This is a genomic window from Sphingobium sp. ZW T5_29 (assembly GCF_044987515.1).
Classification (GTDB): domain Bacteria; phylum Pseudomonadota; class Alphaproteobacteria; order Sphingomonadales; family Sphingomonadaceae; genus Sphingobium.
Map to the genome: position 1 here is coordinate 25,964 of NZ_JBJDRM010000012.1, position 22,904 is coordinate 48,867.

The following is a 22,904-nucleotide window of genomic DNA, read 5'->3' on the forward strand; positions in this document are numbered from 1 at the left end:
GAGCCGGAATAGAAAAGCCCGCCGGTCGGCATGACCGGCGGGCTTCCTGGAGCAAGCAGCGGGATATGTGAATCGCGCTGCTTGCTATATCTTTGTTGCCGCATCGCTTTTTGCGGAAAACCGGTTCCCACTTTTCCGCGCGATGCTCTAAAGCCTGGTGCGACCCGACGGCTTCAATATTGGACGGTGACGGTCACCGCGCGGCGGTTCTGCGCCCATGCAGATTCGTCGGAACCCAGGGCAGCGGGGCGTTCTTTGCCATAGCTCACCGTGTTGATCCGGCTTGGGTCGATGCCCAGCGATGCCAGATAGTTTTTCGCGGCATTGGCGCGGCGCTCTCCCAACGCGATGTTATAATCGCGCGTACCGCGTTCGTCGGCGTGACCTTCGATGGTGACACGGACGTTGGGGTTCTGCTGCAGCCATGCGGACTGGCTCTGCAACGTCTGTTGGTCCTGCGCATCGACATCATATTGATCGGTATCGAAGAAGATGCGGTCGGAAGAGACTGACGCGACGAAATCTTCCTGGCTGCCCTTGACCGGGCCGGTGGGCGTCGTGCCGATGCCGGTCTGCGCGCTCGTGTCACCGGCGGGCGGGGGTGGCAGGTCCTTGGGCGCCTTCTTGCCGCAAGCGGCGAGGGCAAGGACCGAAACGGCAATCAGAAGCGGGCGGGACAGTTTCATCGGGATCTCCTGTGAAGCGAGTTGAAATCCGCAGCGTTGATCATGTCGTTACGCTGTCGGGACGATCTGGTTCCATATCAGGGAAGCAATGGACCCCAGGCGGGGTCCGAACCGCTCAGCGGCGTGGGGATGCGGCGTTCGTTGACGCCGGTCAGATCGACCTGCCAGACTTGACTGCTGCCCTGGCGACCGGCGCTCGTGCGGAAAAATTGCAGCACGCGCCCATTGGGCGACCAGCTTGGCTGTTCGTCCTGCCAGCCATTGGTCAAGATACGCTCATTGTCACCGGTCGGCGTCATGACCGCGATCTTGAAATCGCCCGCGATCTTGGTGAAGGCAATCAGGTCGCCGCGCGGGCTCCATTCCGGCGTCGCATAGCGGCCACCGCCATGGCTTATCCGGCGCTGGCCCGATCCGTCAGCGCTCATAACGTAGATTTGCTGGCTGCCCGACCGGTCGCTTTCGAACACGATCTTCGTCCCGTCAGGGGAATAGCTGCCGCCAACATCGATGCCGGGCGCGGTGGTGAGCCGCACCGGCGTCCCTCCACCGGCAGATACGCGATAAATGTCGGTGTTCCCTGCGACGGCCATGGAAAACAGGATGTTGCGGCCATCCGGGGACCAGCGCGGCGCAAAGGTCGGATTGTTGCTTTCTGTCACCAACCTCTGCCTGCCGGTGCCGATGTCATAGACATAGATGCGCACCTTGTTGTTCAGATAGCTGACATAGACGATCGACTTATAGTCGGGGGAAAAACGGGGCGTGAGCGCGAGCGACTGGCCATTGGTGATGAAGCGGTGGTTCGCACCATCCGAATCCATGATCGCAAGTCGCTTGGTGCGGTTCCCCTTCGGCCCGCTCTCCGCGATATAGGCGATGCGGCTGTCGAAAAAGGGGCTTTCCCCCGATAGCCGGGCGTAGATGGCGTCGGCGCATTTATGCGCGGCCCGCCGCCAGTCGCGCGGGGCGACGACATAGCCCTGACGGGTCAGTTCCTGCTTCAACGCCACGTCATAGAGATAACAGCCGACGGTGATATCCGCTTCGCCGCCGGCGGTGCGCACGAACCCCTGCGCCAGCGCCTGATAGGCGCCCCATTTATCGTAAGCCGGGTTGGTGACTTCCGGGAAAGCGATGGTAGGGATGCCGCTTGGCCCGGAAGGGTCGAACAGGCCGGACCCCTTGAGGTCGGTCGCGATAACCTCGGCGATCTTGCGCCCCAGTTCGGTCGATGATCCTGCGGGCGTGGAAACTTCGGCCTGCGCGGGAAGCGCCGGGACAACGATCTTGAGATTGCTGTCAATCTCCCCCGTAACATCGACGGACAACTGGGCCAGGGCAGCGGGTGCGATGGCCAGGGCGATCAGGGCGGCGGCGGCCGCGCTCAGGCGGTGCAACAGGGTCGTCTTCATCGGTTCAGCCTCGCATCAAAACGAAGTGGCCGCAGCCATTTCCATTGTTCGTAAAATTCGGACGGCAAGTTGCGAAAGGGCGAAGCCAGCTTCACTGCCTGGATTGCGCGTTCCGCATGGATTTGTGCCTGCGGGCGGTTGCTGGCCGTCACGCCGCGCTGCTCGATCACCTCCGGTGAGCCGACGACACGGCCATTTTTGTCCAGCCGCACTTCCAGCAGAGTGATGAGCTGATCCGCATCCGCGCCAGAAGGCGGACGCCAGTGGGGTTTAAGCTGACGGCGGATTTCCGCATCCAGCGCGGCCTTTTGCGCTGGACCCAGCGTTGCGGCCGGGGCTGGCGCAGGCTTGCGCGGTGCGTCGGCTTCGGTGTCGATGCCCTTCAGAAAATCCTTGCCCAGCAGCGATCCGCGCGGTTTCTGCGCCTTCCCCTCGCCAGACGCGCGCGCGGGTGCGTCCGCCTTGGGCTTGGCCTTCGCCTTTTGCTGCGCTGGGACCGGCGCTGCTGCGGCCTTTGGCCTCGGCGGCGTCGGCTTGGCTTTTACAGCCGGTTTTTCGGGCGCAGCTTTGGGTTTGGGCGCAGCCTTGGGCACGTCCTTGCGCGGTGGCGAGGGCTTTTTGGGCGGCGGCGCGGGTGCGGGTTCAGGCTCCGGCGCGGGAGCAGGCTCTGGCATCGCAGCAGGCGCGGCGTCTTCGGTCGGCCCTTCGTCCGGCGCGACACTGGGCGGCGGCGGTTGAGTGGACAGGCGGGGTGCCATCGATTCCAGCGCGACCTCGTCGACCAGGCTCACGTCCATCGGCGGCGAATTGAGCTTCAGCGGATTGGGCGTGGCAAGGAAACCGGCGGACAGGAGCCCGAACAGCAGGACATGTCCTGCCGTCGCCACGCCAAGGCCGATTTTCTCTGCGCGCTCCATCCTCGGTCCCTATGGCCCCTATTCTGAAACGCTGCTGACAGGGGCGGCGGGGGTGTCGCCGCCATCGGCACCCGTGCTGACGAGCGCGACCTTGTTCAGGCCCGCGCGGTTCAGTTCCCCCATCACCCGCATCACCCGGCCATAATCGAGCGCGGTGTCGGCGCGCAGGAAAATCTGCGGCGGATCAGGTTGTCCCGCATTGGCCGACACGATCTCAGCGAACCGGTCGGGCAGGTCGGCGTCGCTCACCTGATCGTCGTCAATGAAGATCGCGCCATCGCGATCGACGGACACCACCCTGGGCTTCTGATCCTGGTCCAGGCCCTTGGCGCGCGTTTCGGGCAGGTTCACGGGCACGCCGGTCACCAGCAACGGGGCCGTCACCATGAAGATGATGAGCAGCACCAGCATGACGTCGACCAACGGGGTGACATTGATGTCCGCCATCGGCGCACGACCGCGCCCCCGGCGGCCGGAAGGAGGTCCCGACATGGCCATCAGGCGTGCCCTCGCTCGATCAGATGCAAATCTCCCCTCGTTCGGGCTGAGCCTGCCGAAGCCCTCTCCTTTCGCTGAAGATAAGGAATGGGCTTCGACAGGCTCAGACTGAACGGAAGGAGGAAGTCGTACATCACCGCTGCGCCTCCAGCTCGCGGCTCAGCGTCGAATAGAAGCTGTCGGCAAAGCGGGTCAGCTTGGCTTCCATCCGGTTGATGCCGTGACTGAAGCGATTATAGGCGATGACCGCCGGAATGGCCGCGAACAGGCCGATGGCGGTCGCGAACAATGCTTCCGCAATGCCGGGCGCGACGACGGCAAGCGAGCTATTCTGTTCAGCCGCGATAGCGGTAAACGCGCGCATGATGCCCCATACCGTGCCGAACAGGCCGACAAAGGGCGCGACCGCACCGATGGTGGCAAGGATGTTCAGCCGGTCGGACAGGCGATCGATTTCCGCCGCGATCGTGCTCGACATGCTGGTCGACAGGCGATCGCGCGTGCCTTCCCGGTCGATGACCTTCTGCGCGGTTGAGCGCCGCCATTCGGTGACGCCTGCGGCCATCACCTTGGCAGCGGGGAAATCCGCCTTCCCCCGCGCTTCAAAGAAGCGGTCGATATCCTCGGCTTTCCAGAAATCATCCTCGAACGCGCTGCTCTGGCGGCTGGCGCGGCGCAGGGTAAAGGTAAAACCGATGATCATCGCCCAGGTCCAGATGCTGGCGAGCAAAAGCCCCAGCATCACCACCTTCACGACAATGTCAGCCTGCAGGAACAGGACGAGCGGCGAAATAGTGGCGGCTTGCGCGGCGGCCCCGGCTGCTGCGCCGATGTCGGGCATCATAAGGCTCATGGATTGATGTCTTCCCCTGTCATCAAACGGCTAAAAATGTCGATCCAGGGCCTGGGTTGCCGCTGCGGGCGGCCCTGTTGCGTAAGGAAGGCGACCGAAACTTCGCCATCCGTCAGTATTTCCTCGCCGCGCCTGACTGTCTGATGAATGGCGCAGGTCGCAGCGCCAAAACCAGTCACGCGGCTTTCCACCATCAGGTCATCGTCCAGCCGCGCCGGACGGCGATAGCGGACCTTTATGTCCGTGACAGCGTAAACGCCATCGCCTGCTTCATGTGTCGCTCGCTGGTCGATCCCGGCGACGCGCAGCATGTCGGATCGTGCCCGCTCCATATAGCGCAGGTAATTGGCGTGATAGACCAGACCCGACAGATCCGTATCCTCGAAATAGACGCGCAGGGGAAAATGATGCGTCGCGCCGATGAACCTTCCGGTCGCCGGCGCGGGCATTGGCACAGAAGCGGACATGCGCGGCTTTTAGCCATCATGCAGCCGCAGCGCAAAGACGGAAATAACCGTCATGAAACCAATTAGCCGGGCAGGTGGGGCCTTTTGTCGCACAGCATCTTATGCTGGGCTCTACGAGCCGACGCCAGATCGCAAAACCGCTGGCCGCGTCTGCGCCTTGTCGCTAGGGCAACGTCCAAATCAATCAGGGCAGAGGTAAGGCTGTGACCGAAATCCGGGTAATAGGTATCATTGGCGCCGGTCAGATGGGCGCAGGCATTGCGCAGGTTTCGGCTCAGGCCGGTTATGACGTCATATTGTGCGACGTCGATCTGGCGCGCGCTGAAACGGGCCGCGATGGCGTCGCCCGCCAGCTTGGCAAGGCGGTGGAAAAGGGCAAGCTGGCCCAGGCCGAAGCCGACTCCGCCATGGCGCGCATCCGGGCCAGCGGCGAACTTGCCCCGCTGTCGCAAGCGCAACTGGTCATCGAAGCAGCGACCGAGCGGGAGGATATCAAGCGCACCATTTTCGCCAATGTCGGCGGCGTGCTGGCCCCCGGCGCGATCATGGCGTCGAATACCTCGTCCATCCCCATCACGCGCCTGGGGCAGGCTGTGCCGGACAAGGGACGCTTCCTGGGCGTTCACTTCTTCAATCCGGTGCCTGCCATGGCATTGGTGGAGGTCATCCGCGGACTGGCCACGTCGGCGGAGGCGGTCGCCGCGGTCGAAACCTATGTGAAGCGCCTGGGCAAGAAGGTCGTGCACGCGTTCGACGCGCCCGGCTTCGTCGTCAATCGCATCCTGCTGCCGATGCTCAATGAAGCTGTGTTCGCCCTGGGCGAAGGCGTGGCCAACATGCAGGACATCGACACCGGCGTCCGCCTTGGGCTCAATCATCCCATGGGTCCGCTGACCCTTGCCGACTATATCGGCCTCGACACCTGCCTGGAAGCGCTCAACGTGCTGCAGACGACGACGCGCGATCCCAAATATCGGCCCGCGCCGTTGCTCGTCAAATATGTCGAAGCCGGTTGGCTCGGTCGGAAAAGCGGGAAGGGCTTCTACGATTATTCGGGTGCGGAGCCGGTGCCGACGCGCTGAAATAGCCTATTCGCTGGTTGGAGGCGATTGCCGCTGGCGTCGACATCTGATCGGGAAAAGCGGCTTTCGCGCGCCGCTTTTCCCCCTATATGACGGTTATGACCGATCTACCCGCCCTTGCCGATCTCCAGGAAGAATATGAATTTCTGGATGCTGACGATCGCTATCGGCTGCTAATCGACCTTGGCAGGGCGCTGGAACAGATGCCCGACGCGCTCAAGACGGACACGACGCTGGTGCGCGGCTGTTCGGCGGCTGTATGGGTCTATCCCACGGTGCTGGATGACGGGCGTCTCCATTTTCTGGCGGACAGCAACGCTGCCATTACCAAGGGGATAATCGCCCTGGTGCTGCTGACGGTGCAGGACCGTCCGCCCGCCGCGATTGGCGCGACCGATATTGAAGGCGCGCTTGCCCCCTTCGACCTTAAAAATCAGCTCAGCTCCAATCGGACCCAGGGCATTCCCAACATGATCGCCCTGATCCGCCAGACGGCTGCGCGCTACAGTTGAACCGAGGAAACTCGTCAGCCGTCGCGCGTTCTCCTTCCGTAACGAAACGGAAGCGAGGAGAAGGCTGATGCGCGGCATCATGGCGCTGGCGACAATCGGGTTGATGACGGCCTGTTCTCCAGCAGAGAAGGAACCGACCCAGCGCGACCAGATCGGCCAGCAATGGAAATATGAAGGCGGCGAAGGCGCGAAGCCCAGGGTCGCCTATATCGGCAGTACCAACAGCGTCTCCACCATGACGGCGCCGGACAGCTTTTCGGTGTTGCTGGTCCAGCCGATGAAGGAGGGGGGAGCGCAGGTGACCGTCAAGCTGGTCGGCGCGCCTTTCACCTGCGATCTTTCCAACTGCAGCGTCACGGCGACGACCGACGACGGCAAAACGCATGAATGGAAAGGCCGGATGACCGAGAATAAGGACGGCATCGCAGTGCTGCCCGCGTCGAAAGCCTATGAGGCGATTCAGGGTAGCGAAACCCTGAAGGTCAATCTGGTGGTCGGTCCCAAGGACGCAACCTTTCCCTTCGCATTCGACGTTGCCGGTCTGAAACTCGATTGAGCAGACTTGCTCCGCCCCAGGTCCCGCTATTCCTGCAAGGATACGCCGGGGCTGCGCGGATCGGCAGCGCCGACCCAGCGCCCGTCATCCCCACGCTCCGCGGCGTTGGCTTTCAGGCCCATCGGTGCAATCGTCACCCTGTGGCCCAGCTTTTCCAACGGAACCTTCAGCGCTTCGAGAGACGTTCCCTTTTCCAGCACCAGTCCGTCGACGTTATAGAACTCCAGTCCCAGCGCGATTGACTCCTGCGCCGACAATCCCCAGTCGAAATGGGCGATCAGCGCCTTGGCGACCTGCATGATGATGGTGCGCCCGCCTGCTGCGCCGATGGTGAAAACGGGCGTGCCCTGCTGGTCATAGACAATGGTTGGCGACATGGATGAAAGCGGCCGCTTGCCCGGCTCCACCCTATTGGCGACCGGCGCGCCGTCCTTTTCGGGCGTAAAGCTGAAGTCGGTGAGTTCATTGTTCAGGATTACGCCCTGGGCAATCAGCTGGCTGCCAAAAAAGCTCTCGATCGTCGATGTCCAGCTGGCGATGTCGCCATCCCGGTCCACCGCCACGAAATGACTGGTGCCGCTCTCAGGCTGGGGAACGGTCGTGGTGCGGGGGGCGGCGGTCGGCGGCGTTCCGGGCATGTAGCTGCCCAGCGCGCGGTCCATCGAAATCAGCGCGGATCGACGCTTCAGATAAGCAGGGTCGATCAGGCCCGCCACGGGCACCTTCACGAAATCGGGGTCGCCCAGCCATGTGTCGCGGTCGGCATAGGCCAGGCGCATCGCTTCGCCGATGACATGCCAGGACCGCACATCGTCCTTGCCCCAGCGCGCCAGCGGGAAATGTTCGACCATGCCCAGAATCTGCAACACTGTGATGGCGCCAGCGGAGGCCGGCCCCATGCCGCATATGCTATAGCCGCGATACGGTCCGCACACGGGTTTGCGCGGCTTGGCACGATAGGACGCCAGGTCCTCCTGCGTCATGGGCACCGGATTTCTGGGTGCCGACGTGACGGTATCCGCGATCGCCTTGGCTGTCTCTCCACGATAGAAGGCGTCCGGCCCTTCATCGGCAATGCGGCGGAACAGGGCGGCCAGAGGCGGATTTTTGAGCGTTGTCCCGATCGGTGCGGGCGCTCCGTCGATCCAGAAATATTTCTGAATCTCCGGGAAATCCACCCAGACCGGCGCTACCGCCTTCATCGCGGCCGCCAACCGCTGCCGCACCTCGAACCCCTCGCTGGCCAGGCGGATCGCAGGGTCGAACAGCGTCGCCCAGGGCAGCTTTCCCCATTTCCGGTGCGCCATCCAGGCGAGCCGCAAATTGCCCGGCACGCCAACGGAATAGCCGCCGGGCCAGGCATTGCGGAAGGTCATCGGCTTGCCATCGGAATCCAGAAATCGGTCGGGCCGGGCGGCGGCGGGTGCGGCCTCCCGCCCATCGATCGATTCCAGCACCCCCGTCTCACCATCATGGTGCATCAGGAAACCGCCGCCGCCGATGCCGCTATTGTGCGGTTCGACGACGTTGAGCGCCAACATCATCGCAATGGCGGCGTCCGTCGCGCTCCCCCCCTGACGCAATATGTCCTGACCAGCCGCCGCCGCGCGTGGATCGGCGGCGGACACGGTGGCGTTGGTAGACACAGGTTCCCGCGCCTGAACGGGTCCGGCGGGAAGGATGATAAGGGCGAAGGCAGCGGCCAGCGGGCCGACAAGGCGGAACATCATGGCCGCACCTTATCGTTGCAACCATTTGGGGCAAGCCACTGATCGTCCTGACGGAATCAGGCGTCGACCCCCACGGCGTCGCTCACATGGGCAAATCCGTCCCGCGCCAGCAGGGCTTTAAGGCCGCTGTTGATCCGCCGGGGCAAGGTGGGGCCTTCATAGACCAGGGCGCTGTATATCTGGATCAGGCTGGCCCCGGCGCGCAGGCGGGCATAGGCCTGCTCCGCCGTCGCGATCCCGCCCACGCCGATCAGCGGCACACGCTTGCCCAGGATGCGACGGAAGTCGCGCAGCCGCTGTAAAGACAGGTCCGTCAGGGGCGCGCCCGACAGCCCGCCTGATTCGCCCGCATCGCGGGACTGCAGCTTTGGCCGCGATATGGTCGTGTTGGATATGATCAGGGAATCGACGCGATGGTCCAGGCAGGCGGCGGCGATATCTTTCACATCCGCCTGCTCCAGATCCGGCGCTACCTTCAGGAAAATGGGCGTGCGATCGGCCCCCCGCGCCGCCATGACCGCGCCCAGCAACTGGTCCAGCGCTGCGCGGTCCTGCAAGGCCCGCAGGCCTGGGGTGTTCGGGGATGAAATATTGACCGTCAGATAGTCGGCCAGGGGGGCCATGCAGACGACACCGGTGACATAATCGGCGATTCTGTCCGCCGCATCCTTGTTCGCGCCGATATTGATGCCGACAATCGGCCCGCCATCCCTGCGGCGCTTAGCGACTCGTTCCGCTGCCGCTGCCTGGCCGCCATTGTTGAAGCCCATCCGATTGATGACGGCACGGTCCTGCGCCAGCCGGAACAGTCGGGGCTGCGGATTGCCCGGTTGGGGCAAGGGGGTCAGCGTCCCAAGTTCGGCAAAGCCGAAGCCAAAGCCGTGCATCTTGTGCGCGACCAGTCCTTCCTTGTCATAGCCGGCGGCAAGGCCCACCGGATTGGGGAAGCGGAGGCCCGCGACGGTTTGCGCCAACATCGGGTCCGCCTGCGCCATTGCGGGCGTGGGCATCATTCGTAGCAGCGCGATGGACAGATTGTGCGCGCGCTCAGCGTCCATCGAGAAGAAAAGGGGGCGGATCAGGTGGTAAAACATGGCCGCGCTATGCCAGCGCATCTTGGCCGCGTCGAGTCGCTGTTGCGCTGGTGCAACAGTCGCCTCAGAATGGCGAACATCGTCCAGATTCTGCGTCTATCGTCCCGATTCGATCCAGCGAATGTCCGATCCATCCAATCATGATTATCCGATTCGGACGTATGAAAGCCATGCGACCCGAAGGCTCTAAGCCATTATGGCAGACGAGACCTTTCACTGGCTCGGCAGCATTGCTGCCGAGCCTTCTTTTTTCCAGCATCAGAAAAAGTTAGCGGACGCTGACATCCCCTCTTGCACGTTCGGCGCTATGGCTCATAGTGAATGCAAGGGGTGAGTATGAGCCGACTTTATGGCGATGCGCCCGGGGGGGCGCGAAGTGTATCGGAAAAGGATGGCGGCCCGCCGCTCTCCTATACTGTGGAAGCTTCAGACGGCCCTGTCCGTTTACAATATTTTTCTCCACCCGAACATTTGCGGCCCTATTTCGGGTCCTTCTATCTCTTCAGCGAAACGCTTGATTCATATTCGGATGTGACCCGCGCCGACGTCCCGCAATTGCGCCTCATGTTGAACGGAGGCGGCACATATCATTTTCACGATGAAACAAGCGCCGTCACTCCCGAAATCTGCCTGTTGGGTCCCACGCTTGGCGCGACCAACTTCCGTCTCGACGGCCCGGCGCATGTCGCTGGCATTTCCCTGCTACCCGCAGGCTGGCTTAGCCTGCATGGCGGGGACGCCAGCATGCAGGCGGACCGGCTTTCCACGATGAGCGGCGCGAAGATTCGCATTTTCGAAGATTTGCTTCGCCAACTGCGCGAGATGGACGATGCCCCAGCCATGGCCGCTCTATGCTGGTCAGTCCTCACGGATCTGGTGAGCCTGCTTCCCGATTCCACCTGGAGGCTGCTGGAAGCAGTCGATGGCTGGCTGATGGGGGAAGGGTCGCCGCGAATCGAGGCGCTGGCGCAAAAGACGGGGTTGTCGCCGAGGCAACTCGCGCGCTTGACCAATCGCCATTATGGCTGTCCGCCCAAACTGCTCGCCCGGAAATACCGCGCCTTGCGTTGCAGCGCGCGGATCGCGCTCGACGGGCATAGCTGGCAGGAGCTTTGCGAGGATGGCCGTTTCTACGACCAGTCGCACTTTATCCGGGAAATCAAGCATTTCATCGGCTTGACTCCCCACCAGTTGCAGACCGAACCCACCGCGGTCGCGCAACTGACATTGTTGCGCCGCTCGCTGGGCGGCGATGTCGCGACATTAAACCGGCTGAGCTGAACGCCACTCGAAAAATCCCTTGATTCCCGGCACGGCTGGGACCACATGCGCAATCGGATGGATTCGATCCGATTTGAGAATGGTTCGCAAGGTGGAGCGCTCGTTACCGGCATGAAGCTTTCGAGTTTTGCAGATTATGCCGTGGTGCTGATGTCGGCCGCCGCGCGTCATTGCGGGGCGACCCGCATGAACGCGACTACGCTGGCCGCTGAAACGGGGATTCCGCTTCCGACGGCGCAAAAGCTGGTAAGTCGGCTGTCGGCTGCTGGCCTGCTTGAATCCAGCCGGGGCACGGGCGGCGGTGTGCGGCTGTCGCGCCCGCCAGCGGCGATCACCCTCGCTGACGTGGTGGAGGCGGTGGAGGGTCCCATCGCTATGACCGCCTGCGCAGATCATGGCGCGCATGATTGCCTGCTGGAACAGGATTGCCGGGTGCGTGCGCATATGAATGTGGCGAACAATGCGATTCGTTCGGCTCTGGCCGGGGTGACGATCGCCAGTTTGACCCGAGAATTGGCCTGACACGAGAAATGGCATGACCGAAGAGACGACCACGATCCGTAATCAGGAAGCACATGACGCGGCAGACCGCGCCTCCACCTATGAGCATGGCTGGTCCTCCGCCATCGAGCAGGATTTCGCGCCCAAGGGGCTGAACGAGGACACGGTCCGCTTCATCTCTGCCAAGAAGAACGAACCGGAATGGCTGCTGGAATGGCGGCTGAAGGCTTTTGCCCTGTGGCAGAAGATGGAATCGCCCGACTGGGCCAAGCTCAATATTCCCCCGATCGACTATCAGGACGCCTATTATTACGCCGAGCCGAAGAAGAAGGCGGAGCTGAATTCGCTGGACGAAGTCGACCCGGAAATCCTGGCCACCTATCAAAAGCTGGGCATCCCCATTGCCGAGCAGGAGATGCTCGCCGGGGTGAAGGGCAGCCGCAAGATCGCGGTCGATGCGGTGTTCGACAGCGTCTCGGTCGCCACCACCTTCCGCAAGGAACTGGAAGAAGCGGGCGTCATCTTCCGCTCCATCAGCGAAGCAGTGCGCGAATATCCTGACCTGGTGAAGAAGTGGCTGGGCAAGGTCGTGCCCATGCATGACAATTATTTCGCCACGCTCAATTGCGCGGTCTTTTCGGACGGGACGTTCGTTTATATCCCCAAGGGCGTGCGCTGCCCGATGGAGCTCTCCACCTATTTCCGCATCAACGCGGAAAATACCGGGCAGTTCGAACGCACCCTGATCGTCGCGGATGAGGGCAGCTATGTGTCCTATCTCGAAGGCTGCACCGCGCCGATGCGCGACGAAAATCAGCTCCACGCCGCCGTCGTGGAACTGGTCGCGCTGGACGATGCGGAGATCAAGTACAGCACCGTCCAGAACTGGTATCCCGGCGACGAGAACGGCAAGGGCGGCATCTATAATTTCGTGACCAAGCGGGCGCTGTGTCAGGGGCGGAACAGCAAGGTCAGCTGGACACAGGTCGAAACCGGGTCTGCGATCACCTGGAAATATCCGTCTTGTGTACTGAATGGCGAGAATAGCGTCGGCGAATTCTACTCGGTCGCGCTGACCAACAATCTGCAACAGGCCGACACGGGCACGAAGATGATTCACAATGGCAAGGGGTCGCGATCGACCATCGTATCCAAGGGAATCAGCGCGGGCCGGTCAAACAACACCTATCGCGGCCTGGTGCGCGTGGCGCCGGGCGCGGAGGGCGTGCGCAACTTCACCCAGTGCGACAGTCTGCTGCTGGGCGACCAATGCGGCGCGCACACCGTCCCCTATATCGAAGTGCGCAACCCCAGCGCGCAGATCGAGCATGAGGCGACGACCAGCAAGATCAGTGACGACCAGCTGTTCTACGCGATGCAACGCGGGCTTGATCAGGAAACGGCGGTAGGCCTGATCGTCAATGGCTTCGCGCGCGAAGTGCTGCAGCAATTGCCGATGGAATTCGCCGTCGAAGCGCAAAAGCTGCTGGGCATCAGCCTTGAGGGGTCGGTTGGATAGGCCCTGCTTAACACCGTCATGCCGGACCTGATCCGGCATCCCGCTGATCTTGGACGGCAGCGGGACCCCGGATTGAGTCCGGGGTGACGAAAGACAGACAATGAGGACGGTAATTTGAGCGACGAAGACGATATCCAGGATGCCCTCGCCGATTTCGCGGAGGATGTTGGCAACGGCCAGTCATGGACCGCCGCGATCCGCATCCTGACCGAGGATTATGAACTGGAAGAGGGCGAGCTGGAACCGCGCGCGCGCGCCGATTTCGGCGATCTCGACGCATTTGAGGCGGAAAGCCGCGCGGCCCTGCAAAAGGCGGACGCGGCCATGACCGAGAAGCTGCGCACCGACAAGGCTTTCCACAAGGCGAAGGCCCCTAATCTCGCCCGCATGGGTCCGGTCAGCGAATTTGTTGTCGCCCTGCTGGAAAAGGGCGCGCCCGAACCCGGTGCCGACTGGTGGCCTTACATGCCGATCAAGCGCCACATCGACACGCTGTTCCCCGCGCCGGGCGACGTGCGGGACATGGCTTTCTGGACCGCGCGGACGCTGCAACGCGCGCATAAGGGTTGAACGATGCTGACGATTGAAAATCTGACCAACGAGATCGACGGCAAGGCAATCCTGAAGGGGCTTTCACTTTCGATCAACGCGGGTGAGGTGCACGCGATCATGGGGCCGAACGGGGCGGGCAAATCGACCCTTGCCTACACGCTGGGCGGCCGTCCGGGTTATGAAGTCACTGGCGGCAGCGCCTCTCTGGACGGTGTGAACTTGTTCAGCTTGGACCCGCATGAGCGCGCTGCCGCAGGCCTTTTCCTGGGCTTCCAATATCCGGTCGAGATTCCCGGCGTGTCCAACCTGCAGTTCCTGCGCGAAAGCCTCAATTCCCAGCGGCGCGCGCGCGGTGAAAAGGAACTGAACGGCGGAGAGTTCATCAAGCTCGCCAAGGAAAAGGCAGCTCTGCTAGGCTTGGATATGGAAATGCTGAAGCGGCCGGTAAATGTCGGCTTTTCAGGCGGTGAGAAGAAGCGCGCCGAAATGGTGCAGATGGGCATTCTCGATCCTAAGCTCGCGATTTTGGACGAAACGGACTCCGGGCTCGATATTGATGCGCTCAAGGTCGTGGGCGCGGGGATCAACGCGATCATGCGTCGGCCGGACAAGGCAGTGCTGCTCATCACCCACTATCAGCGCCTGCTCGACTATGTGAAGCCGGACTATGTCCATGTGCTTGCTGGCGGCCGGATCGTGAAGTCCGGCGGCCCTGAACTGGCGCTGGAACTGGAACGCGAAGGCTATGCCGATGTCGTCGGGGCAGAGGTGGAGGCGGCGTGACCACGCTCACCCTTCCCACGCGCAAGGCAGAGGAATGGCGCTATAGCGACCTGGAAGCGCTGGCGACCATCTGGCCGACACGCGCGCCCACGCGCATCGACGTGGGTGCTGGCGAAACCGCGCACCATCATCTGTTGCAGGATGCAGGCGAAGGTGCGGCGGCGGTGCATGACTATGTCATCAGCATTGCGGACCGCGCGCGTTGCGATTTCCATGTCCTCAACATCGGCGGCAAATTTGGCCGCGTGACCTTCGCCGTCACGCTGGGCAAAGGGTCCCATTTTGAACTCAACGGCGCGATCATCGGCGGCGGCGAACAGGTGCTGGAGATCATCACTACCGTCACGCATGCCCAACCCGATGCGACCAGTGGCCAGACGATCCGATCGATCCTTGGCCAGCGCGCCACGGGCAGCTATCTTGGCTCGATCAACGTCGCGCGCAATGCGCAGCGCACCGACGCCTTTCAGTCGGTCAAGGCGATGCTGCTCGACCGCACCGCTACGGCGAACGCCAAGCCGGAACTGGAAATCTATGCTGACGACGTGAAATGCGCCCATGGCGCCACGGTCGGCGAACTGGACCGCCAGGCGCTGTTCTACATGGCGTCGCGGGGCATGGACCCGGCGACGGCCAAGACCCTGTTGCTGAAAGCCTTTGTCGCGGGCGTGTTCGACGATGTCGCCGATGAGGCGATCAAGGACCGCTTCGAAGCGGCTGCGATCGCCAAGCTGGAGACCCTCGTATGACCGTCGGCACCTTCGACCGACTTTCGCTTCGCCATGATTTCCCCGGCGTCGGCGACTGGCACTATCTCGACAGCGCCGCCACGGCGCAAAAGCCCAACGCAGTGATCGACGCCATCGCCCGTGCCTATGGCCCGGATTATGCGACCGTCCATCGCGGCGTTTATGAGCGATCGGCGAACATGACGCTGGCCTATGAAGCCGCGCGGCGAAAGGTCGCCAGCTTTATCGGCGCAGGCTCGGACAGCGAAATCGTCTATGTCCGTGGCGCGACCGAGGGGATCAATCTGGTCGCGCACAGCTGGGCGGGAACGCAGTTGAGGGCAGGCGACCGCATCCTGCTGTCCATGCTGGAACATCATAGCAATATCGTGCCGTGGCAGATCGCCGCCGAAAAAATGGGGGCGCAGATCGACGTCGTACCGTTGACTGCGGATGGCAAAATCGACCTCGACGCCATGGCCGCGATGATCACGCCTGCGCACAAGATGGTGGCGCTCGCCCATGTGTCGAACGTGCTGGGCAGCGTGCTGGACGTGCGCCGCGCCGCCGACATCGCGCATGGCGTGGGCGCAAAAATCCTGATCGACGGCTGCCAAGCGGTGCCGCGCCTGGCCGTCGATGTGCAGGCGCTCGACTGCGATTTCTACGTCTTTTCCGCGCACAAACTTTATGGCCCGACGGGTCTTGGCGTGCTCTGGGGCCGCAAGGAATTGCTCGACGCGATGCCGCCCTATCAGGGGGGTGGGTCGATGATCGACAAGGTGACCTTTGAAAAGACCACCTATGCACCCGCACCGACCCGGTTTGAGGCCGGGACGCCCCATATCACGGGCGTCGTCGGCCTGTCCGCGGCGATCGATTATGTCCAGGCGATTGGCCTCGACGCGATCCACGCCCATGAATGCGCACTGGTCGGCAAAGCCCGCAGCGCGCTGGAAAACCTTAACAGCGTGCGCCTGTTCGGGCCGGAAGACAGCGCGGGCATCCTCTCGTTCGAGGTTGAGGGGGTGCATCCGCACGATGTCGGCACCATATTGGATGAAACGGGCGTCGCGATCCGGGCGGGACATCATTGCGCGCAGCCGCTGATGCGCCACCTGGGCGTGGAGGCGACCGCGCGGGCCAGCTTCGGCATCTACAGCGACGATAGTGACGTCGATGCTCTGGTCAAAGGCATAGAGCGAGTGAGGAAGATTTTCGCCAATGACTGAGGGAAAATCCGGGGAACGCAGGATCATGGTGGAAGAGGTCGAGGCGGTGGACGTGCCGCCCAAGGCGCGGGTGGACGACGCCCCGCGTGAGCGCGATTATCTGGAAGGATTTCTGGCGCAGAAGCCCGCAGAGGTGCCTTCGGTCGAGCCGGGCGGCAATCTTTACGACGCGGTCATCGATGCGTTGAAAGAGATTTATGACCCGGAAATTCCAGTCAACATCTATGACCTTGGCCTTATCTATGGTGTCGACCTGACCGACGATGGCCATGCCGTTGTCACCATGACCCTGACAACGCCCCATTGTCCGGTCGCTGAATCCATGCCGGGCGAAGTTGAGCTGCGCGTTGGGGCGGTGCCGGGCGTGGGCGATGCCGAAGTGAACCTCGTCTGGGATCCGCCATGGGACCCACAGAAAATGTCGGACGAGGCCAAGCTGGAACTGGGAATGCTGTGATGACAACTGAGACCAAGCCGCGCGCTCTTCCCGCCGCTGTCATCCTGACGCCGGGCGCCGAAGCGCGCATCGCCGACCTGATGCGCCAGGCGCCGGAAGGGGCGATCGGCGTCAAGCTATCGACGCCCCGCCGGGGTTGTTCTGGCCTCGCCTATTCGGTCGATTATGTGACCGAAGAAGCGAAGTTCGATGAAAAAATCGAAACGCCCGGCGGCACCTTCTACATCGACGGAGCGTCGGTGCTCTATCTGGTCGGCTCGACGATGGACTGGGTGGAAGATGATTTTACCGCTGGTTTCGTCTTCAACAATCCCAATGCGAAGGGCAGCTGCGGCTGCGGTGAGAGCTTTACGGTCTAGGACACGGCTACCGCACGGTCCGGTCACGCTCGACACGAACGGGGGTCGTCATGCCTCATATGCTCATCATCGGCATGGGCTATACTGGGTCCCGCCTCGCCACCCGGCTGGGTAGCGATGGCTGGCGGGTTACGGGCGTCCGGCGCGCGGCGGACAGCGAGATGATCGCCTTCGATGATGACCGTGCGGTTCGCGCGGCCTTGGGGCAGGCCACGCATATCCTGTCGTCCGTCCCGCCTGAAGGCGACGTCGACCCTGTCCTCGTCCGCTACGGGGCAGACATCGCAGCTGCCCCCGCGCTATGGAGCGGCTATCTTTCTTCCACCGGCGTGTATGGCGACGCCGCCGGAGCATGGGTGGACGAAAATAGCCCGGTCGGCTCCGGTCGACGCGGGGCGCGGGTGCAGGCGGATGCGGACTGGGGGGCGCTCCGTGTCGACATGCGCCGCTTCCGATTGCCGGGTATATACGGGCCGGGCCGATCCGCGCTGGACCGGGTGCGGGCAGGGCGGGCGCATCGCATCGACTTGCCCGGACAGATATTCAGCCGCGCCCATGTCGATGATATCGTCGCGGGCATCATCGCGTCCTTCAATGGCCCGCCCGGCGTCTACAATCTGGCGGACGACCTGCCCTGTGCGCAGAACCGTCTGATTGAAGCGGCCTGCGCGATGCTGGGTGAACCGCTGCCGCCACTCTTGACGCTGGGAGAAGCGCAGCTTTCGCCGATGGCGCGATCATTCTATGCCGAAAACCGGCGCGTCGCGAATGGCCGGGCAAAGCGGCTGCTGGGCTGGACCCCGCGATATCCGACTTACAGGGAAGGACTATCGGCCTGTTTGGTTGAAGGGCAGTAGATCGGCTCGGCGCAAAGCGGCAACGTCGCTTACGGCTCGTTAACCAAGAGCCGCGATGGAGGGACCTGCCAACTTCGCAGGGACAGACCATGGATCGCATCGAACATGTTTTCGCCGCACTCAGCCATCGCATGACCAGCATGCCCCTGCCCGATCGTCCTGCCAGTGCCCCTGAACCGATCGCCTGCCTGATCGCCAAGGTGAACGCGGCCAAGCGCACCTATGAGCCCGACTTTCGCCCACGCGGATTCTAGCGGCTCGAACAACGCGCTAAGCCGCCTTCGACCGCAGCGCGATCCCCATGCCCACTACCGCCAGCAACCCTCCGACCAGACTGAGCGGGGTCCAGCGATAACCCTCTGTCACCGTCGAAATCAGCATGGCGATCACCGGGATCAGCACGCTGGTATAGGCCGCCCGGCCCGGACCCATGCGCTGGATCAGCTGAAAATAGAGCGGGAAGGTGATCACCGACCCTGCGATTCCCAGCCAGGCGATGCCGAACAGATATCCTGCGCGCCACTCCACCACTGGCGGCCCGACCGTGATCCAGGCGAAAACAGCGTCGATCCCGCTGCCGATCAGCATCGCCCATGTCAGCACGGCGACCATCGGCAGGCGTCGGGCTATGTCCATGCCCTGCATCACATTGGCGGCGGACGCGCTGAACAGGCCGGCAGCGCTCAAGGCGATGCCCAGCAGCACCGCGTCAGCAGCGACCGGCGCGGCGCGATATTCGCGCAATAACAGCATCGCGATCCCCACGATCGCGACCATCGACCCCATAATGAAGGATCGGCTGACTGGCTGGCGAAATGCGATCCAGGCGAGCAGGCTGTTGGGAATCAGCAGCAGGGCGTACACGGTCGCCACCACGCCCGACGTCAGATAATGTTCGGCGCGGTAGACGAAGTTGAAGTTGAGCACGAACTGCGCCAGCCCCAGCAATGTCGCGAACGCCACGCCCCTCCATGGCAAAGCAAGCGGCACGCGCCGCCACCGGGCGAACAGCGCCATGCCGATGCCGCCCAACAGAAAACGGTAACAGACCGACCAGCTGGGCGGCACAGTGGCCAGCTGGTCACGGATCACGATCCAGGTCGAACTCCAGATCAGCACCACCAGCAGGAACGGAAGGATGACGCCGCGGTTCGCGCTTGCGCCCATCATCCCAGCGCTCTCATTGCATCGGCCATTGGCCGCACGCTCGCATCATTCTGCGACCAGTTGGTGACCAGCCGCGCCGCGCCTTCGCCCCAATCGTAAAAGTCGAAACCGGCGGCGCGCAGCCGGGCGGCTTCCACTGGGGTCAGGCGGATGAACAGCTCATTTGTTTCGACAGGATGGATCAGCCGATCGCTGGCCGCGTTTGCAAGCGCCTGCGCAGCGGCATTGGCCGCGCGGGCGTTCGACAACCAAAGGTCGCCTTCGACCATGGCGAGCAGTTGGGCCGCGAGATAGCGTCCCTTGGACAGCAAATGCCCTCCGCGCTTGCGCCAGCGTTCGGCCTGCGCCGCTCGCGCCTGCGCTTGGGGTCCGAAAAAGACGAGCGCTTCGCCCAGCATGCCGCCATTCTTCACGCAGCCAAAGGACAATATATCGACGCCCGCGCGCCAGGTGATGTCGGCGGGACCGCAGCCCAGAAACGCCACCGCATTGGCAAAGCGGGCTCCATCCATATGCAGCCCCAGCGAATGTGCCCGCGCCACGGCCCCCAATGCGGCAACCTCGTCGGGCGTATAGGCCAGGCCATATTCGGTGGCCTGGGTGATGCTGATCGCGCAGGCGGGGATTTGATGCACGTCAGGGCGGATAAGCCCCAGGCGATCCCTGACCGCATCGGGCGACAGCTTCGCGCCTTCGCCCGGCAGCGTCATAAGGGCCGCGCCGTGGGTGTAGAAACCGGGCGCACCGCACTCATCCACCACGATATGCGCTTCTTCATGGCAGATGACGCCGCCATAGGGCGGACACAGGCAGGCGAGCGCGATGCTGTTCGCGGCAGTGCCCGTGGTGATCCACAATGCCTTTACCGGCGCGTCGAACAGGGCGGAAAATGCCTGGTCCAGCCTTCCGCTCCACGCGTCGCCATCATAGCCGTGGTCCGCCTGGTCGGCGGCGGCGACGGCCGCCATCACCTCAGGGCAGACTGGTGTCGCATTGTCGGAGAAAAACTGCATGCATGGGCAATAGATTGCAGCGATGACCGCGCCAAGGTGCCATCTCAAATAGACCCGCCACCAAGAATCAGTGGTATTAGGTCAGCAATGGTGACACATTGTTTCGCAGGGTCGTTTGTGACATAGGCGGCCCGTCATCCCAGGGAGCAACCAACATGGACGTCCAGCAGAAGTCGCGCTTTACAGTCAACCAGAGCAGCAAGGCTGTATCGGCTGACCAGCGCGCGGTAATGCTGGAAGATCCTGGGTTCGGGCGCTTGTTCACCGACCATATGGTGACGATCCGTTACAGCGAAGGCCAGGGCTGGCACAGCCACCACGTCGGCCCGCGCGAACCGTTCCAGCTCGACCCTGCCTGCGCCGTCCTGCATTACGCACAGGAAGTGTTCGAAGGGATGAAGGCATATCGGCTGGCGGACGGCACGGTCGCCATGTTCCGGCCAGAGGAAAATGCGCGTCGTTTCGCCGAGTCCGCCCAGCGCATGGCAATGCCGGTCCTGCCGGAGGATATTTTCCTGGAGGCGGTCGAACAACTGGTGAAGATCGATGCCGACTGGATCCCCGGCGGTGAAGGCAGCCTGTATCTGCGCCCTTTCATGTTCGCCAGTGAGACATTTCTGGGTGTCCGGCCATCGGCTGAATATATTTTCTGCGTCATCGCCTCCCCCGCAGGCGCCTATTTCAAGGGCGGCAAGAAAGCGGTAACCCTGTGGGTGTCGGATCATTATACCCGCGCGGCGCGGGGCGGGACAGGTGCGGCCAAATGCGGTGGCAACTATGCCGCCAGCCTAGTCGCGCAGGCCGAAGCGACCAGGCATGGCTGCGACCAGGTCGTTTTCCTGGATGCCGCGGAACATCAATGGGTCGAAGAACTGGGCGGCATGAACGTCTTCTTCGTCATGGACGACGGATCGCTGATCACGCCGCCGCTGGGCGGCACCATCCTGCCCGGCATTACCCGCGACAGCGTCATCAAACTCGCCCGCGCCAAGGGGCATGATGTGCGTGAAGAACGGTACAGCTTTGCCCAATGGCGCGCCGATGCCTTGAGCGGTAGGCTGCGCGAAGCCTTCGCTTGCGGGACGGCGGCGGTCGTTACGGCGATCGGTACGGTGAAGAGCGTCGATGGTGACTTCACCGTCGGCAATGGTGAGGGCGGATTGGTGACCGAAACGCTGCGCGCGGAACTCACCGGCATCCAGCGTGGAACGGTCGCCGACCCGGCGGGCTGGGTGCGCAAGCTGTAATATAGGATGACATGCTCCTGCGAAGGCAGGAGCCCAATCCCGCCGTTTCCACAGGACTCCTGCCTTCGCAGGAGCGCCGTCAATGATGGTTCCCTGAGCTTCCCAATCGCGTCCCGACCCCCTACAAGAGCCTTCATGCAACGCTTCGACGTCGTCATTCTGGGCGGAGGCCTGGTAGGCCTTACCCTTGGCATCGCTCTTTCGGGACATGGCGTGCGCTGCGCCGTGGTCGATCCGGTCGATCCTGTAGTAACCAACACGACCGGGTTCGATGGTCGTGTGTCCGCCATTTCGTCGACCAGCCATGCGATGCTGTCGGCCATCGGCGTGGCCCAGCGGCTGGACGGCAAGGGTTGTCCTATCGATCGCATCTGGGTCAGTGACGGGCTGGAGCCGGGGGCGCTGGACTTCGCGCCCGACCCCGATGATGGCGTTATGGGGATCATGTTCCCCAACCGCGACCTGCGCGTGGCGCTGACCCAGTCGGCAGAGCAGGCCGACAATCTCGTCCGTTTTCAACCCGACCGCCCCACCCATGTCGATCGCAATGCCGATGGCGTAACCGTGACGCTTTCCAGTGGGCAAACGATCCAGGGCGCGTTGCTGGTCGGGGCTGAAGGGCGCAACAGCCCCACGCGTGAGGCGGCCGGTATTCGGACGACGCGCTGGAATTACAAGCATGTGGCGATGGTGACCGCGATCGACCATGCAGTGCCGCACGCCAACACGGCCTATGAGATCTTCTATCCCGGTGGTCCGTTTGCCCTGCTGCCAATGCTGCCCGGCACACGGTCGGCGGTTGTGTGGACGGTCCCGACCGACCAGGCGCCCGCCATGCTCAAGCTGTCCGAACGTGCATGGCTGGCCGAAGCGCAAAAGCGCATGGGCGGGTTTTTGGGCGACATCTCGCTGGCGGGGCCGCGCTCATCCTATCCGCTCGGTTTCCACCATGCCGCCCGTATAACGGACACGCGCCTGGCTCTGGTGGGCGACAGCGCGCATGCGATCCACCCGATTGCCGGGCAGGGCCTCAATTTGGGCCTGCGCGACGTGGCCGCCCTGACCGAAGTGCTGGTCGAAGGCATGCGTCTGGGCCTTGACCCTGGCGATGCTCAACTGATGGCGCGATACCAGCGTTGGCGCGGCATGGATGCGCTGTCGGTCAGCGTGGCGATGGACGGGCTGGTCCGGCTGTTCGACGTGCCCGGCAGAATTCCGTCGGCTGTCCGCCGTTTCGGGCTGGCGGCGGTCCAGCGCACGTCCCTGCTCAAGAATCGGTTCATGGCCGAAGCACGCGGCGAATCAGGCGCGCTGCCCCGTTTGTTGATCGGTGAGATGATCTAAGACGCTCCTGGGGCCTGTGCAGGAGCAGCCACTGCTGCCCCTGCCTCATGATTC

The 22,904-nt window shown here is 63.0% G+C and carries 26 protein-coding genes; 16 read left to right on the forward strand and 10 right to left on the reverse strand.

Features of this window, described 5'->3' with window-relative positions:
* Window positions 1–173: 173 nt before the first annotated feature.
* From pal to ybgC, 6 genes are all read right to left on the reverse strand, one after another.
* Complete coding sequence (gene pal, locus ACI3KQ_RS11560) at window positions 174–686, reverse strand: peptidoglycan-associated lipoprotein Pal (RefSeq protein WP_404957729.1); 513 nt, start codon at window positions 684–686, stop codon at window positions 174–176.
* 77 nt (window positions 687–763) lie between these two features.
* Entirely contained in the window at window positions 764–2,101 is a 1,338-nt protein-coding gene (gene tolB / locus ACI3KQ_RS11565) for a Tol-Pal system beta propeller repeat protein TolB (RefSeq protein ID WP_404957730.1), read from the reverse strand.
* Window positions 2,098–3,018, reverse strand: a complete 921-nt coding sequence (locus ACI3KQ_RS11570) for a cell envelope biogenesis protein TolA (RefSeq protein ID WP_404957732.1) — start codon at window positions 3,016–3,018, stop codon at window positions 2,098–2,100. Before ACI3KQ_RS11570 ends, tolB begins: the two co-directional genes overlap by 4 nt.
* An 18-nt stretch (window positions 3,019–3,036) precedes the next feature.
* Window positions 3,037–3,516 (reverse strand): protein TolR, encoded by a 480-nt coding sequence (tolR, locus tag ACI3KQ_RS11575; RefSeq protein WP_404957734.1) that lies wholly within the window; start codon window positions 3,514–3,516, stop codon window positions 3,037–3,039.
* A gap of 133 nt (window positions 3,517–3,649) precedes the next feature.
* Entirely contained in the window at window positions 3,650–4,369 is a 720-nt protein-coding gene (gene tolQ, locus ACI3KQ_RS11580) for a protein TolQ (protein WP_404957736.1), read from the reverse strand.
* Window positions 4,366–4,836: a tol-pal system-associated acyl-CoA thioesterase gene (gene ybgC / locus ACI3KQ_RS11585; RefSeq protein ID WP_404957738.1), complete on the reverse strand. Its 471-nt coding sequence runs from the start codon at window positions 4,834–4,836 to the stop codon at window positions 4,366–4,368. The genes tolQ and ybgC overlap by 4 nt, the downstream gene beginning before the upstream one ends.
* Before the next feature lie 203 nt (window positions 4,837–5,039).
* On the opposite strand from ybgC, the gene ACI3KQ_RS11590 reads away from it, so the two are divergent.
* The 3 genes from ACI3KQ_RS11590 to ACI3KQ_RS11600 all read left to right on the forward strand — a co-directional run bounded on the left by ACI3KQ_RS11590 (window position 5,040) and on the right by ACI3KQ_RS11600 (window position 6,986).
* A complete protein-coding gene (locus ACI3KQ_RS11590) occupies window positions 5,040–5,918 on the forward strand; it encodes a 3-hydroxybutyryl-CoA dehydrogenase (protein WP_404957740.1) in 879 nt (292 codons plus the stop codon).
* Between the two features lie 89 nt (window positions 5,919–6,007).
* Window positions 6,008–6,430, forward strand: coding sequence for a SufE family protein (locus ACI3KQ_RS11595; protein ID WP_404957742.1), 423 nt, complete (start codon window positions 6,008–6,010; stop codon window positions 6,428–6,430).
* Between the two features lie 67 nt (window positions 6,431–6,497).
* Window positions 6,498–6,986: a hypothetical protein gene (locus tag ACI3KQ_RS11600; protein WP_404957744.1), complete on the forward strand. Its 489-nt coding sequence runs from the start codon at window positions 6,498–6,500 to the stop codon at window positions 6,984–6,986.
* A 26-nt stretch (window positions 6,987–7,012) separates the two neighbouring features.
* On the opposite strand, the gene ggt is transcribed toward ACI3KQ_RS11600, so the two are convergent.
* Both ggt and ACI3KQ_RS11610 read right to left on the reverse strand, forming a co-directional pair.
* Window positions 7,013–8,716 (reverse strand): gamma-glutamyltransferase, encoded by a 1,704-nt coding sequence (gene ggt / locus ACI3KQ_RS11605; protein WP_404957746.1) that lies wholly within the window; start codon window positions 8,714–8,716, stop codon window positions 7,013–7,015.
* 56 nt (window positions 8,717–8,772) lie between these two features.
* On the reverse strand, window positions 8,773–9,810 hold the full coding sequence (locus ACI3KQ_RS11610; RefSeq protein ID WP_404957748.1) for a quinone-dependent dihydroorotate dehydrogenase: 1,038 nt from the start codon (window positions 9,808–9,810) through the stop codon (window positions 8,773–8,775).
* A gap of 336 nt (window positions 9,811–10,146) precedes the next feature.
* Here ACI3KQ_RS11610 and ACI3KQ_RS11615 point away from each other — a divergent pair, with 336 nt between their 5' ends.
* The 11 genes from ACI3KQ_RS11615 to ACI3KQ_RS11665 all read left to right on the forward strand — a co-directional run bounded on the left by ACI3KQ_RS11615 (window position 10,147) and on the right by ACI3KQ_RS11665 (window position 18,333).
* Window positions 10,147–11,091, forward strand: coding sequence for a helix-turn-helix domain-containing protein (locus ACI3KQ_RS11615; protein ID WP_404957750.1), 945 nt, complete (start codon window positions 10,147–10,149; stop codon window positions 11,089–11,091).
* Window positions 11,092–11,202: 111 nt separating this feature from the next.
* On the forward strand, window positions 11,203–11,613 hold the full coding sequence (locus tag ACI3KQ_RS11620) for an RrF2 family transcriptional regulator (protein ID WP_404957885.1): 411 nt from the start codon (window positions 11,203–11,205) through the stop codon (window positions 11,611–11,613).
* A gap of 13 nt (window positions 11,614–11,626) precedes the next feature.
* Window positions 11,627–13,111 carry a Fe-S cluster assembly protein SufB gene (gene sufB / locus ACI3KQ_RS11625; RefSeq protein ID WP_404957752.1) on the forward strand — a complete coding sequence of 495 codons (1,485 nt, stop codon included), beginning with the start codon at window positions 11,627–11,629 and terminating at the stop codon, window positions 13,109–13,111.
* A gap of 114 nt (window positions 13,112–13,225) precedes the next feature.
* The gene (locus ACI3KQ_RS11630; RefSeq protein WP_404957754.1) at window positions 13,226–13,681 is read left to right on the forward strand and encodes a hypothetical protein; all 456 of its coding nucleotides are present in this window, start codon (window positions 13,226–13,228) and stop codon (window positions 13,679–13,681) included.
* Window positions 13,682–13,684: 3 nt separating this feature from the next.
* Window positions 13,685–14,446, forward strand: coding sequence for a Fe-S cluster assembly ATPase SufC (gene sufC, locus ACI3KQ_RS11635; protein ID WP_404957755.1), 762 nt, complete (start codon window positions 13,685–13,687; stop codon window positions 14,444–14,446).
* Window positions 14,443–15,195, forward strand: a complete 753-nt coding sequence (locus ACI3KQ_RS11640) for a SufD family Fe-S cluster assembly protein (RefSeq protein ID WP_404957757.1) — start codon at window positions 14,443–14,445, stop codon at window positions 15,193–15,195. The genes sufC and ACI3KQ_RS11640 overlap by 4 nt, the downstream gene beginning before the upstream one ends.
* Window positions 15,192–16,406: an aminotransferase class V-fold PLP-dependent enzyme gene (locus tag ACI3KQ_RS11645; RefSeq protein ID WP_404957759.1), complete on the forward strand. Its 1,215-nt coding sequence runs from the start codon at window positions 15,192–15,194 to the stop codon at window positions 16,404–16,406. The genes ACI3KQ_RS11640 and ACI3KQ_RS11645 overlap by 4 nt, the downstream gene beginning before the upstream one ends.
* Window positions 16,399–16,863 (forward strand): SUF system Fe-S cluster assembly protein, encoded by a 465-nt coding sequence (locus ACI3KQ_RS11650; RefSeq protein WP_404957761.1) that lies wholly within the window; start codon window positions 16,399–16,401, stop codon window positions 16,861–16,863. Before ACI3KQ_RS11645 ends, ACI3KQ_RS11650 begins: the two co-directional genes overlap by 8 nt.
* Window positions 16,863–17,222, forward strand: a complete 360-nt coding sequence (locus tag ACI3KQ_RS11655; protein ID WP_404957763.1) for a HesB/IscA family protein — start codon at window positions 16,863–16,865, stop codon at window positions 17,220–17,222. Before ACI3KQ_RS11650 ends, ACI3KQ_RS11655 begins: the two co-directional genes overlap by 1 nt.
* 50 nt (window positions 17,223–17,272) lie before the next feature.
* Window positions 17,273–18,079 carry an SDR family NAD(P)-dependent oxidoreductase gene (locus ACI3KQ_RS11660; protein ID WP_404957764.1) on the forward strand — a complete coding sequence of 269 codons (807 nt, stop codon included), beginning with the start codon at window positions 17,273–17,275 and terminating at the stop codon, window positions 18,077–18,079.
* 89 nt (window positions 18,080–18,168) lie between these two features.
* Complete coding sequence (locus ACI3KQ_RS11665; RefSeq protein ID WP_404957766.1) at window positions 18,169–18,333, forward strand: hypothetical protein; 165 nt, start codon at window positions 18,169–18,171, stop codon at window positions 18,331–18,333.
* Window positions 18,334–18,349: 16 nt separating this feature from the next.
* Here ACI3KQ_RS11665 and ACI3KQ_RS11670 read toward each other — a convergent pair whose 3' ends face one another.
* Together ACI3KQ_RS11670 and ACI3KQ_RS11675 are read right to left on the reverse strand one after the other, a co-directional pair.
* Window positions 18,350–19,249: a DMT family transporter gene (locus tag ACI3KQ_RS11670; RefSeq protein ID WP_404957768.1), complete on the reverse strand. Its 900-nt coding sequence runs from the start codon at window positions 19,247–19,249 to the stop codon at window positions 18,350–18,352.
* Window positions 19,246–20,259: a threonine aldolase family protein gene (locus tag ACI3KQ_RS11675; RefSeq protein ID WP_404957769.1), complete on the reverse strand. Its 1,014-nt coding sequence runs from the start codon at window positions 20,257–20,259 to the stop codon at window positions 19,246–19,248. Before ACI3KQ_RS11675 ends, ACI3KQ_RS11670 begins: the two co-directional genes overlap by 4 nt.
* A gap of 155 nt (window positions 20,260–20,414) precedes the next feature.
* Between ACI3KQ_RS11675 and ACI3KQ_RS11680 the strand changes: the two genes are divergently transcribed.
* Together ACI3KQ_RS11680 and ACI3KQ_RS11685 are read left to right on the forward strand one after the other, a co-directional pair.
* On the forward strand, window positions 20,415–21,506 hold the full coding sequence (locus tag ACI3KQ_RS11680; protein WP_404957771.1) for a branched-chain amino acid aminotransferase: 1,092 nt from the start codon (window positions 20,415–20,417) through the stop codon (window positions 21,504–21,506).
* Window positions 21,507–21,641: 135 nt separating this feature from the next.
* Window positions 21,642–22,850 (forward strand): FAD-dependent monooxygenase, encoded by a 1,209-nt coding sequence (locus ACI3KQ_RS11685; RefSeq protein WP_404957773.1) that lies wholly within the window; start codon window positions 21,642–21,644, stop codon window positions 22,848–22,850.
* The last annotated feature ends 54 nt before the right edge of the window (window positions 22,851–22,904 follow it).

Bases quoted from the DNA above. Each gene is read 5' to 3' on its own strand.
- pal (WP_404957729.1), bottom strand. From the start codon at position 686: ATGAAACTGTCCCGCCCGCTTCTGATTGCCGTTTCGGTCCTTGCCCTC.
- tolB (WP_404957730.1), bottom strand. From the start codon at position 2,101: ATGAAGACGACCCTGTTGCACCGCCTGAGCGCGGCCGCCGCCGCCCTG.
- ACI3KQ_RS11570 (WP_404957732.1), bottom strand. From the start codon at position 3,018: ATGGAGCGCGCAGAGAAAATCGGCCTTGGCGTGGCGACGGCAGGACAT.
- tolR (WP_404957734.1), bottom strand. From the start codon at position 3,516: ATGGCCATGTCGGGACCTCCTTCCGGCCGCCGGGGGCGCGGTCGTGCG.
- tolQ (WP_404957736.1), bottom strand. From the start codon at position 4,369: ATGAGCCTTATGATGCCCGACATCGGCGCAGCAGCCGGGGCCGCCGCG.
- ybgC (WP_404957738.1), bottom strand. From the start codon at position 4,836: ATGTCCGCTTCTGTGCCAATGCCCGCGCCGGCGACCGGAAGGTTCATC.
- ACI3KQ_RS11595 (WP_404957742.1), top strand. From the start codon at position 6,008: ATGACGGTTATGACCGATCTACCCGCCCTTGCCGATCTCCAGGAAGAA.
- ACI3KQ_RS11600 (WP_404957744.1), top strand. From the start codon at position 6,498: ATGCGCGGCATCATGGCGCTGGCGACAATCGGGTTGATGACGGCCTGT.
- ggt (WP_404957746.1), bottom strand. From the start codon at position 8,716: ATGATGTTCCGCCTTGTCGGCCCGCTGGCCGCTGCCTTCGCCCTTATC.
- ACI3KQ_RS11610 (WP_404957748.1), bottom strand. From the start codon at position 9,810: ATGTTTTACCACCTGATCCGCCCCCTTTTCTTCTCGATGGACGCTGAG.
- ACI3KQ_RS11615 (WP_404957750.1), top strand. From the start codon at position 10,147: ATGAGCCGACTTTATGGCGATGCGCCCGGGGGGGCGCGAAGTGTATCG.
- ACI3KQ_RS11620 (WP_404957885.1), top strand. From the start codon at position 11,203: ATGAAGCTTTCGAGTTTTGCAGATTATGCCGTGGTGCTGATGTCGGCC.
- sufB (WP_404957752.1), top strand. From the start codon at position 11,627: ATGACCGAAGAGACGACCACGATCCGTAATCAGGAAGCACATGACGCG.
- sufC (WP_404957755.1), top strand. From the start codon at position 13,685: ATGCTGACGATTGAAAATCTGACCAACGAGATCGACGGCAAGGCAATC.
- ACI3KQ_RS11645 (WP_404957759.1), top strand. From the start codon at position 15,192: ATGACCGTCGGCACCTTCGACCGACTTTCGCTTCGCCATGATTTCCCC.
- ACI3KQ_RS11650 (WP_404957761.1), top strand. From the start codon at position 16,399: ATGACTGAGGGAAAATCCGGGGAACGCAGGATCATGGTGGAAGAGGTC.
- ACI3KQ_RS11655 (WP_404957763.1), top strand. From the start codon at position 16,863: ATGACAACTGAGACCAAGCCGCGCGCTCTTCCCGCCGCTGTCATCCTG.
- ACI3KQ_RS11660 (WP_404957764.1), top strand. From the start codon at position 17,273: ATGCCTCATATGCTCATCATCGGCATGGGCTATACTGGGTCCCGCCTC.
- ACI3KQ_RS11665 (WP_404957766.1), top strand. From the start codon at position 18,169: ATGGATCGCATCGAACATGTTTTCGCCGCACTCAGCCATCGCATGACC.
- ACI3KQ_RS11670 (WP_404957768.1), bottom strand. From the start codon at position 19,249: ATGATGGGCGCAAGCGCGAACCGCGGCGTCATCCTTCCGTTCCTGCTG.
- ACI3KQ_RS11675 (WP_404957769.1), bottom strand. From the start codon at position 20,259: ATGCAGTTTTTCTCCGACAATGCGACACCAGTCTGCCCTGAGGTGATG.
- ACI3KQ_RS11680 (WP_404957771.1), top strand. From the start codon at position 20,415: ATGGACGTCCAGCAGAAGTCGCGCTTTACAGTCAACCAGAGCAGCAAG.
- ACI3KQ_RS11685 (WP_404957773.1), top strand. From the start codon at position 21,642: ATGCAACGCTTCGACGTCGTCATTCTGGGCGGAGGCCTGGTAGGCCTT.